This window comes from Mesobacillus campisalis, from assembly GCF_000986785.1.
GTDB classification, from domain to species: Bacteria; Bacillota; Bacilli; order Bacillales; family Cytobacillaceae; genus Mesobacillus_B; species Mesobacillus_B campisalis.
The window spans coordinates 148,777-160,271 of the sequence record NZ_LAYY01000001.1 but is presented as its reverse complement, the minus strand read 5'-3'; the positions used below and the strand labels follow the sequence as shown (position 1 = coordinate 160,271).

General features: G+C 39.2%; 9 protein-coding genes. All 9 read left to right on the top strand.

The annotated features are described in order from the left end of the window. The first annotated feature begins 19 nt into the window (after positions 1-19). A complete protein-coding gene (locus tag WQ57_RS00675; RefSeq protein WP_052948597.1) occupies positions 20-538 on the top strand; it encodes an RNA polymerase sigma factor in 519 nt (172 codons plus the stop codon). A 281-nt stretch (positions 539-819) separates the two neighbouring features. Continuing rightward, positions 820-1,512 carry a FadR/GntR family transcriptional regulator gene (locus tag WQ57_RS00670; protein WP_046521784.1) on the top strand — a complete coding sequence of 231 codons (693 nt, stop codon included), beginning with the start codon at positions 820-822 and terminating at the stop codon, positions 1,510-1,512. A gap of 38 nt (positions 1,513-1,550) precedes the next feature. Continuing rightward, a complete protein-coding gene (locus WQ57_RS00665; protein ID WP_046521783.1) occupies positions 1,551-2,957 on the top strand; it encodes an FAD-binding oxidoreductase in 1,407 nt (468 codons plus the stop codon). Continuing rightward, positions 2,954-4,279, top strand: coding sequence for a (Fe-S)-binding protein (locus tag WQ57_RS00660; RefSeq protein ID WP_046521782.1), 1,326 nt, complete (start codon positions 2,954-2,956; stop codon positions 4,277-4,279). The genes WQ57_RS00665 and WQ57_RS00660 overlap by 4 nt, the downstream gene beginning before the upstream one ends. 311 nt (positions 4,280-4,590) lie before the next feature. Continuing rightward, positions 4,591-6,240: an amidohydrolase gene (locus WQ57_RS00655; RefSeq protein ID WP_338151880.1), complete on the top strand. Its 1,650-nt coding sequence runs from the start codon at positions 4,591-4,593 to the stop codon at positions 6,238-6,240. 15 nt (positions 6,241-6,255) lie between these two features. Continuing rightward, positions 6,256-7,197: an AEC family transporter gene (locus WQ57_RS00650; RefSeq protein ID WP_046521781.1), complete on the top strand. Its 942-nt coding sequence runs from the start codon at positions 6,256-6,258 to the stop codon at positions 7,195-7,197. A 345-nt stretch (positions 7,198-7,542) separates the two neighbouring features. After that, the gene (locus tag WQ57_RS00645) at positions 7,543-8,253 is read left to right on the top strand and encodes a FadR/GntR family transcriptional regulator (RefSeq protein WP_046521780.1); all 711 of its coding nucleotides are present in this window, start codon (positions 7,543-7,545) and stop codon (positions 8,251-8,253) included. 487 nt (positions 8,254-8,740) lie between these two features. Next, positions 8,741-10,390: a flavin-containing monooxygenase gene (locus WQ57_RS00640; RefSeq protein ID WP_046521779.1), complete on the top strand. Its 1,650-nt coding sequence runs from the start codon at positions 8,741-8,743 to the stop codon at positions 10,388-10,390. Between the two features lie 109 nt (positions 10,391-10,499). Continuing rightward, positions 10,500-11,462, top strand: a complete 963-nt coding sequence (locus WQ57_RS00635; protein WP_046521778.1) for an alpha/beta hydrolase — start codon at positions 10,500-10,502, stop codon at positions 11,460-11,462. Positions 11,463-11,495: the final 33 nt, after the last annotated feature.

Below are 11,495 nucleotides of genomic sequence, written 5' to 3'. Positions count from 1 at the left end.
GAACAAACGGGAGAGAGAAATGGACAATACAATAAATTTTGAAGAAGTCTATACAATATTTCATAAACGGCTGCTTCATGTCTGTTATGCGGTCATCAAAGACTGGCAGCTTGCCGAGGATATCGTCCAGGAAACATTTATAAAAGCTTATAAAAAATCCGCTGACATTCAGGAAAATGGCAAAATCGGTGCCTGGCTTTCCACCATTGCTGTCCGAACGGCCATTGATTTTCTCAGAAAACAAAAAAGAAACATGATCGTACCGATCGAACAGGGAATAATGGAGGCTCTCACAGCCCACTCATCGGAAAGCGTGGAGCAGGAAGTGGAAGCCGTCATGTTAATGGAAAAGATCCGGCAGTCTTTTCAGGAGCTGACACTGGAACAGCAAGAGGTTTTTCATCTCAAAGTTGAATGCGGATTAAAAGAATCGGAGATTGCCAGCCTCCTTGAAGTGAAGCCCAGCACCGTAAAAACGAGATTTTACCGGGCCAGGAATCAGTTAAAGGTTATTGTGGGGGAACTTGATATTGCCTGAGTTTGATTAAATAGAGTGTTGACCTAGTCAGCACTCTTCTTTTCTGTTCCTAACAGAGACGTCATCTCGATGAGGACTGGATGATATGACACGTACAGCTTGATAAGGGGGACTAAAAACAATTTTTGTATTACAAATTTTGAAGTTTGTATTGTTTTTTTTGATATTAGGGTGAAAAATCACATAATTTTTGAATATTCTTTAATATTAATTGACTTAATTTACTAATCATCTTAATATTTGTATTACAGGTTACGGTAATTCAGAGTAGGAGATGTGTTATGGCTGAAAAAGTAAAAGTATCGCAAACGATTTCTCATGAATTGTTGGATATGATTGATACCGGAAAGTTTCCTCCAGGTTCAAAATTGCCAACAGAAATGGAATTAGCAGCCCATTTTGGTGTAAGCAGAATTCCAATCCGAGAGGCACTTAGTGTCTTAAGGGCGGCCGGTGTAATTAGTTCACGACAAGGTGGAGGCAGTTATGTTGAAGAAAGAGCAGCAACTTTTTTATTGCATCATATTCGAATTGAGAACGATGATAAGGAAGTCATCAAACATCTGTTTGAGATGAGAAAAATTCTGGAACCTGAGGCCGCCTATTTAGCTGCGCTCAGACGTACTCCAGAACAATTGGAACAAATGCAACTGGCTTTTAAATGGCTGGAAGAGGAATATAACGATGAGAAAAAAACGGGAAAAGAGGCCGACATTGAGTTCCATCGCTCTATTATATTAGCAACACAGAATCCAATCATGATTCAAATGATAGAAAGTTTATCTGCTCTTTATGAAAGAGCATTAAAGATTACACTCGAGCCTAATTTGGGGTTAAAGCAAAGGCGAAAGGCCGCTCTCAAAGAACATCAGGATATTTTATTAGCCATTGAAACGGAAGAGCCAGAGCTGGCAAAAATCCAGTCTGTTATTCATTTGAAAAATGCCGAGAAAAAAATAAGCTTATTTATTTAAACTTATTTAGAAAGGAAGGGAGTGAGAAGGCCTTGAAAATGATTACAACTGAAAATGTTAAAGAAATTATATCCATCGTTAAAACTGGAAGGGTACTGACAGATGAATCAGATCGTTTTAGTTATTCCTTTGATGGTTCGTTTGGTACCTATTTGCCGGATGTAGTCATTCAAACTAAAAGTGTGGAGGAGTTGGCCACACTTGTGAAATTGGCCAACCGAGAGAAAATACCCATCTATCCGCGCGGTCAAGCGACTAGTTTAAGTGGAGGTCCGCTTCCCGTTCAAGGTGGAATGGTATTCGATTTGTCTGTTATGGATGATTTACTTGAAATTGATGAAGAAGACTTGGTTGCAGTTGTCTCCCCGGGGGTATTAACTTCAAATATTCATAACGCAGCCGAACAGAAAGGTCTAATGTACCCTCCAGATCCCAGCAGTTCTCGAGTATCCACTATAGGTGGGAATTTGGCTGAGAATTCGGGTGGCCCGCGTGGGTTGAAGTATGGAGTAACCAAGGATTATGTCATTGGACTGGAAGTGATCACGCCACAGGGGGACATTATCCGGACAGGTGGCCGAACAGTGAAAAATGTAACCGGTTACGATTTGACAAAGCTTATTGTAGGCTCCGAAGGTACTCTGGGAATCATCACAAAAGCTATCTTGCGTTTGATTCCAAAGCCGCCAGCTTCAGAAACAGTGATGGCTATTTTTAATAGTCTCGTGGATGCTGGAAGAGCGGTATCGAAAATCCTTTCCTCCGGAATTCTGCCGTCGAAAATGGAATTGATGGATCAAGCCTCAATTGTAGCTGTCGAAAATTATCAGCCTTCTGGTCTTCCCAGGGACGCGGAAGCGATGATTCTTATCGAGATTGATGGGCACCCTTCTGCAGTCACAGCTGAAGCCGAACAGGTATCGAAGGTATGTAAAGATGTGGGAGCAAGAGAAGTGCGTGTCCCAAAAACCAAGGCTGAAACAGAAGAAGTCTGGAAAGCACGAAAATTGGTTTCTCCCGCCATTGTCAGAATTAAGCCAACTAAAATTTCGGAGGATGCAACCGTACCCCGGAGCAAAATACCAGAAATGTGTCGTCGCCTTCAAGTAATCAAGAAGAAGTACAATGTACATCTTGTAGTTTTTGGCCATGCTGGTGATGGCAATCTTCATCCGAATATTATTGCCGACAAATCGGATAAAGAAGAAATGAAGCGGGTAGAACAAGCAGTTGCAGAGATTTTTGAAGCCGCCGTGCAATTGGGGGGAACTCTGTCTGGGGAACATGGCATAGGAACCATGAAAGCCCCATTTATGGAAATGGAATTGGGAGCCGCAGGATTAGATATGATGAAGAAAATTAAGCAGGCTTGGGATCCGAATAATATTATGAACCCAGGAAAGATTTTTCCCGAGCCGGGGCAAAAGTTGGTGCTAAGCGAGTGAAACAAGACTTCGAACAATTGAAAGAAGAAATTAAATATGAAAAAACAAATAGCTGTGTCCAATGTGGCTACTGTTTGCCAGTATGCCCTACCTACGCCACCATGGGGAAGGAAACTCATTCCCCGAGAGGGAGGATTAATTTGGTCAAAATGGTAGGAGAAGGGAGGATTACAGATCTTTCTGTTCTTGAAGAACCGATGGATTTGTGCCTTGGCTGCCGTGCTTGTGAGACCGCTTGTCCTACCGGGGTTGAATACGGGAGCATTTTGGAAGCAGCTCGAGCGGCTATCACACGACGTAAAAAGTTTTCAAGTCCGGTTCGCACTTTGCGAAACACTTTATTTAAAGAAGTCTTTCCTAGCCGCAAAGCGATGAGCTTTATCGGTAATTCCATGTGGTTATATGAAAAAAGCGGTATTCAAAAACTGGCGAGAAAAAGCGGGCTGACGAAAAAATTGCCTTCTCATTTAGGTGAATTCGAAGCAATAACGCCGGCTGCGGTATCCCCACAGGAACGTTCAAGTCTCCCCCGGGTCACTCCAGCTAAAGGGGATAAAAAGTATACGGTAGCGTTCTTTGTGGGTTGTGTAATGGATGCCATGTTCAGAAAGATCAACCATCTTTCCGTCAAGCTACTTACCGAGGCAGGTTGTGACGTGATCATCATAGAGAATCAGACTTGCTGTGGAGCCCTACATGCTCACTCTGGAGAATTGGAAGAAAGCAAGAGTCTAGCAAAAAGGAATATTGAAGCTTTCGAGAGGGAAGAAGTAGATTTCATTGTTAATAATGCTGGCGGTTGTGGGGCAATGCTGGTCGAATATGATCATCTATTAGCGGATGAAACGCTATGGGTCGAACGCGCGAAACGTTTTTCGGAAAAAACGAAAGATATCTCCCAAATCCTCGTTTTATGCGGAGGCATTAAAGCGAAAGACCTCTCACCTCAATGGGTAACGTATCAGCGGTCTTGTCATATGACAAATGTTCTAAAAGTAACAAAAGAGCCACTTCAATTAATCCAAAGCGTACCGAATGTGGAATTCATAGAAATGAACGATGCAAATATGTGCTGTGGCTCTGCAGGGATTTACAACATAGTGAATTATGATGCTTCAATGGAGATCTTGGATCAAAAAATGGAGAATGTAAGAGATACAAAAGCAACGACCATCATTACGACCAATCCAGGATGCCTGATTCAAATGAAGCTGGGAATTGAGCGTGAAAATTTGAAAGAAAGCATGCGAGCTGTTCACTTAGTAGAATACTTAGCAGAAGCGACCGGCATTACTGAATCCCCAAATTCGGTGAATCTTTAACTATAGGATGTATTAACTAAAGCTTCTAATACAACCATCAATGAGCTAACATAGCAGGCTATTAAAATAGATTTTAGTAAAAAAAGAATTAGTGGGAAAGTTGCGGAAGTTATTTTCTGAATAAGGTGAATATTCATTCGACCCATACATTTAACCGTTGTTTGCGAGCCAGTGGAGTGATTTTGGTTATATTGTATGGGTACATTAATGTCTTTAGAAATAAATTAAGCGAAATACTGCTCATGGTATTAGTAACTCTAATAAGGTTTTAATTTTATGGGTTGCTATATTTTTTTACAGGAGGGTTTAAGTTGAATATTCCTGATCTACTGTTAACAAATGCAAAGGTTTTAACGCTGGATAATATGGGGAGGAGAGCTGGCTCAGTTGCCGTAAAAAACGGCCGAATATTCGGTATTTGGCAAGAAAAGGAACCACCTAAAAGTGAAGTTACACTTTCTGCCAAAACGCAAGTAATCAATTTGAAAGGCGCTGCGCTCCTTCCAGGTTTTATTGATACTCATAATCACTTACCAATGGTTTCTATGTTACAGGAACAAGTAAATTGCAGTTCGCCGCTAAACCAATCTATATCTGATATCCAAGAAAAATTACGTAAAAAAGCGAATGAAATTCCTCCTGGTCAGTGGATTTTAGGATACGGATATGATGACACCTCATTAATCGATGGAAGGCATCCATTTAGGGCTGATCTTGATGTGGCTGCACCGAATAACCCAGTCTTTATACATCATATAAGCGGGCATCTGGCTGTTGTCAATTCCTATGCATTGCGCGTGGCTAGTATTTCAGACAAACAGCCTGATCCTGGGATTGGCCATTTTGGGAGGGACCATGAAGGTAATGTTAATGGAGTCCTATATGAATTTGGTCCAATGGAGGCTGTACACTCCCATACACCGACTTATACTATCGAACAAAAGGTTAGTTTACTTAAGAAGACAGTCAATCATTATATTTCTCATGGTATCACCACAAACACAGATGCCGGAGTCGGCCTTTTAAAAGGAGAAGAAGACATTGAGGTCCATCTAAAGGCAGCAGAACAAAAGATAAACCCCATGAGAATGCAGTTAATGATTATGCATGACTTACTTAAACCTGGCAGCAGATTTGGAAATTATAGTTCCGAACAATTAAATGATGAACTGCAATCCAGAGGAAATGGATTGATAGCTCTTGACAGTGCAAAAATGTTTCAGGATGGCTCCATTCAAGGATTAACAGGAGCCCTGCGAGAACCATACCATTGTAATCCGAATTTATATGGTGACTTGAATTTTGAACAGTCTGTTATTAATGAGGAAATACTGGATTTGCATAATAGAGGTTACCGAATTGCCATTCATGGTAATGGTGATAAGGCAATCGGTTCCATATTGGATGGGTTTGAGTTTGCAATACAAAAGTATCCGCGGCAGAACCACCGCCATCGGATTGAACATGTTCAAACGGCAACCATACAAGATTTGGACCGTATGCAAAAACTTGGGATTGCCGGCTCTTTTTTTATAAATCATGTTTATTACTGGGGAGACCGCCATGAAAAGATCTTCCTTGGGCCTAACCGTGCGAGAAGAATAAGTCCATTGGCAGATGCTGTAGAACGGGAAATATTATTTACACTCCATTCAGATGCACCCATTACCCCTATCTCACCGCTCTTCTCTATATGGGCAGCAGTAAACAGGGTAACAAGAGAGGGGGGAATATTAGGCCCAGAGCAACGGATTGATGTTGAAACAGCTCTGAAATCAATGACTAATTACGGAGCCAAGCTAAATTTTGATGAAGATCATTCGGGAAGCATTGAATTAGGAAAACGAGCTGATTTTGCTATCCTAGCTGCTGACCCAACCTCAATCAATCCGATAGATATTAAAGACATACCGATCTTAGGAACCATTATTGGTGGTGAGGTTGTGTATTGGAAGGCATAATTAGGTGGTAGAAGAATGGAGCATACTTTAGTTTTTCAATCAATAATGTCAATCTTTATTATGATTTTGATTGGAGCTATCCTTTCAAGAACTTTTCCTTTTAATGAAGATACCCGGAGAGTGTTTATCAGTTTGATTGTAAACGTTGCAATGCCATGTATCATTCTCTCTAGTATTTTTAACGTTAAAATGGAAGAAAATACATTTGGGATTATAACAGCAGTATTTTGGATTTCTATCTTTATTAACCTTATTGGTATTTTCATCGGGTGGTTATTGGCACATAATTATTATAAGGGTGGAAACAAAACGAAAGAAATAGCTTTATTGTCAGGTATTGGAAATACTGGATTTATAGGCATTCCGTTATGTGCCATTCTACTCGGACCAGAAGGTGCATTATTTGCTGCTATTTTTGATGCAGGTGTTGATTTTACAATTTGGACAGCAGGTGTGTTACTTTTACAGCAAAAAAAGCAATTCACTTACCATTCCTTGAAATCCATGATTAATGTCCCAACTTTATCAATTATTATTGGCTTAGTTTTCGCTTATTTCCATGTAACCCCCCCTATTATCATTATTAACTTGACTAATCAGCTTGCCGCTCTCGCAGCACCGGTAGCAATGTTTTACATAGGTGTCCTTTTAATGACTCTGCCTAGTGCAAAAGTTCAAAAGCTGGGGTCACAAGCTTTACTTCCGATTGGTGTAAAACTAATTATTTTACCTGTAGTAACTGTTTTGGCCATGCATTATGTACCTCTTGAAATAGAGGTTAAACAAACAATAATCATTCAATCCATGATGCCTACACTTACACTTGCATCGATTTTATTTGCAAAATATGCTGCTGATGAAGATTTTGGAGCAGTGACAACGATTCTTTCGACGTTAATAGCCTTATTTTCTATTCCCATTATGATATATTTAATAAATATATTTTATGCAATATAACGCATGTCCTGCAATAAAAGAGCGTAATAATCAAAAAACAAGGGTGCCAGTAACCCTTGTTTTTTGCTTCGTCTGATTCTATTACGTGTATGCGTCAATATAATTCCCATCTAATAGGTTAGGTGGAGGATTACATTTACTTTAACTCTATTTTTTGGTCTTCCTAAATACATGTCTGCCTTAGTCATCAAAATAATACAGATTAAATCTAAAATATCTCCTGAAAATTCAATTAACAATTGACTATGAGTATTGATAATTATAAGCTTGTAATACAAGTATTAAAGCGCTAACATAGTAAAATTATTAAAACGAAAAAGCATTAACTTTTTTAAGGAGAGTTTTATGGTAAATTCAATAAAGCGAATGAAAATAGCTGATCAAATACTTGAACAATTAAAACAGAAAATACGAGATGGCGAATTTCCAGAAGGTTCAAAACTCCCATCTGAAAATAAGCTTGCTGAAATGTTTGGTGTTAGTAGGGCACCTATTCGTGAAACAATCAGTGTGCTCGTTGCGAGTGGACTTGTAGAATCTATTCAAGGCGGCGGGAACTTTGTAAAAAAAATTCCCACAGAAGATTTGCTGGATACGGTTGCATTTGAAATGATTACCGATGAAGAAATTTACAACTTGCTTGAATTGCGGACAGTAATTGAGACAGAGGCAGCAGCATTTGCAGCTGAACGGCATACAGCAGAAGATATAGAGAAAATATATGAAGCATTCCGGCAAGTATCAGATACAATTTATGATGATTCCGTGGTAGGAGATAAAGCCGATTATGATTTCCATATGCTCATCGTAAAAGCTGCCAAAAATTCTTTTCTAACACAATCGGTAGAAAATGTAAGGGAACTTTATCAGAAAGCCCTTACATATTCATTGAAGAAAAACGTAGGGAGAAGAGAGAAGCGTGAACAAGTGCACCAAGAACACCAAAATATTTATGAAGCAATTAAAAGAAGAAATAAAGAAGCTGCAGCATTTTATATGAAAGAACATTTAACCAATGCAAGATTGAAGCTCGGGGATCCACGGGTGAATAAGTAATATTTATTTTCTTCGCAATCCATTTAGGAAGTTCCCAAATGGACTTGTCAGATGTGAGTGCCTTAAACCACTTGCATCGTTTGTCAACAACTTTAACTGCGTGTTGAATTTAATAATTCCTAAATAGTAATCCAAAGTAGTCAATCCCCATCTGATTGGACAGGTGGGGTTATTTTACGTTGCAAATATTCTATTCACAACTAAATCCTTTTTCAAATTGTCCTGGAGGATGCCAGTTAATTGAAAATAAAAAGCGGTAGAATATTGTGAAAATTTTAAAAGAATAGGTTGAAAATGATATGCCTGTCTTGTATGATTGTATTACAAGTTGGTAAAGCGGTTACAAAGGATGTGAAGTATTATAATTCTGCTGGCAAAGAGACTTAATTAGGATTAGTTTATTTGTTAGAAATTATAAACACGTTTGTAACAAAAAAATGGAAGGGATTTCATAAAAACTATTTTCATAAGGAAGGAAGAAAATAATATGAATGTTGCTCAACAACAACCTAAAACACATCAAGCTAATGATTTCGATGCAGTCATCATTGGTGCTGGTTTTGCAGGAATGTACATGCTGCACAGTTTACGTGAGGCTGGTTTCTCGGCTAAAGTATTTGAGGCAGCCGGGGATGTCGGAGGGGTATGGTATCATAATCGCTATCCGGGAGCACGTTGTGATACGGAGAGCATGGTTTATACCTATTTATTCTCAGAAAAACTATATAAGGATTGGACATGGACTTCTAGGTATCCTGATCAGCCGGAGATTCTTAGTTATCTCAACTACGTCGCAGATAACTTTGATTTACGCAAAGATATTCAATTAAATACGCGCATCAAGGCCGCTCATTATGACGAGGCAAACGAGAACTGGCAGATTTACATAAATGACGGTACTAGAGTAACAGCGAAGTATTTCATTCCTGCGGTAGGTGGTCTCTCGGCTACCAATGTTCCTAACTTTAAAGGATTAAATAGCTTCAAAGGTGAATGGTATCATACCGGAAACTGGCCGAAAGATAAAGTAGATTTCAAGGGCAAACGTGTTGGTGTCATCGGCACTGGATCAAGTGGTGTACAAATAATACCAATTATTGCAGAAGAAGCAGATCATTTAACGGTTTTTCAACGGACTGCCCAATATATGATTCCAGCAAGAAATCATCAGTTAGATCCTGAGATTATACAACAAACAAAAGCAGATTATAAAAATATTAAGCAAAAAGTTCGAAACAGCAATACTGGTGATTTAAGGAAAACCATGAATTGTTCGGTTTGGGAGATAACCGGAGAAGAAAGATTGCAAGAATTGGAAGCAGCTTGGGAACGAGGCGGGCCCTTGCCAAGTTTTACAGATGTATTTACCGACGAAAGGGCTAATGAAACAATTGGAGAATTTCTCCGTTCGAAGATCTCTGAAATTGTCCACGATCCCAAGATAGCCGAAAAATTAATGCCGAATTATTATTATGGAACAAAACGTCAAGTTTTAAACACCAATTATTTAGAAACATATAACCGTAATAACGTTACCTTGGCAGATGTAAAAAAGGCGCCTATTGAAGAGATTACACCCAAGGGTCTACGAACAACAGAAAAGGAATATGAGTTGGATATTCTTGTATTTGCTACAGGATATGATGCTATTACTGGACCTCTGTTTAAAATAGATATTAGGGGCAGAAATGGAATCTCGTTAAAGGAAAAATGGAATAATGGAGGGCAAATAAGCACATATCTTGGACTTGCAACATCTGGTTTTCCAAACCTATTCCTGATAACTGGACCTGAAAGTCCTGCTGGGTTTACCAACAATGTCGCAGTAATTGAGTCAAACGTTGAGTGGATCATTGAATGCGTGAAATATCTCCGTGAACATGATTTAAATACAATTGAGCCGGAACAGGAAGCGGAGGCTGCTTGGAGTAAATCTTGTACAGAGCTAGCTAATTCTACACTTTTTGTTAAAACGGAGTCATGGTGGACAGGTGCGAATATTCCAGGCAAGCCTAGAGGATTACCTCTTTATTTAGGAGGTTATAAAAAATATCTTCAGATCTGTAAAGAAATTGTAGATAAAGAATATGAAGGCTTTTCTCTATTAGCTGGCAAAAATCAAAAAGTAAATTCTTGAAATGACGAGCTTCTCCCATTATTTTTTTTGAATTTTGAAAATTATTTTGTAATTGAACCGGTACGTTTTTATGGTTAATTATTCGATGAGTTTATTGAGGAAGGGAGTAATGGATTTGGCTAAATTATCCCCAGAGTCAAAAGTATACATTGAAGGGTTTAACCAAATTTTGGAGAACCTTTCGTTAGGGCATCAGGCCATCAGAGAGTTATTTAAGAAGCCTCCAGGTAAAAAGGAAGATATTGGACGACTTGCAAAAATCGAAGAGCAGTTTATTCCTGTCGATAAGGATGCAAATGTAAAAATTCGAATTTATACGCCGAAAGCAGATGGCCCTTTTCCCATTTTTATTTATTACCACGGTGGTGGGTGGGTTCTTGGAGATCTTGAAGGTTCTGATGCAACATGCAGACTGATCGCCGAACGAACAGAAAGTATCGTGGTTTCAGTAGACTATAGGCTCTCCCCGGAGTATAAGTTTCCTATTCCGGTAAATGACTGCTATGCGGCACTGCAATGGGTAAGTGAAAATGCAGCGTTAATCAATGGAGATGCCTCTAATATTGTAGTTGGCGGTGATAGTGCTGGAGGAAACATGGCTGCAGTAGTCTCGATGATGGCTAGGGATAAAAAAGGACCTGATATTTCTGCGCAAATCCTAATTTATCCAAGTGCCAGTTTTAATGTAAACACAAAGTCCTTTGAAGAATTCAAAAGCGGATTTGGATTGACTAAAGAACTAGCGATTTGGTTCTCTGATCATTACATTCGAGATGACGCGGATAAAATGGAGAAGTATGCCGCCCCATTAATTGCCGACGATTTAAGTAATTTACCGCCAGCACTCATTATCGTCGCGGAAAATGATGTGCTTCGTGACGATGGATTAGCTTACGCAAAACGTTTAAAAGAAGCGAAAGTAATAGTCGAATCGATTTGCGAACAAGGATTAGTTCATGGGTACTTTTCGAACCCTGATATTTTTCCTGAACAAATTAAAAATACAATTTCTACTATCGCTCGATTTCTTCAAGAAAAAAACCAAAGCAGGCTATCGGGTCTGGAAATTTAAAGTAGCGGAATTTTTACGGGATCCTATTTATTA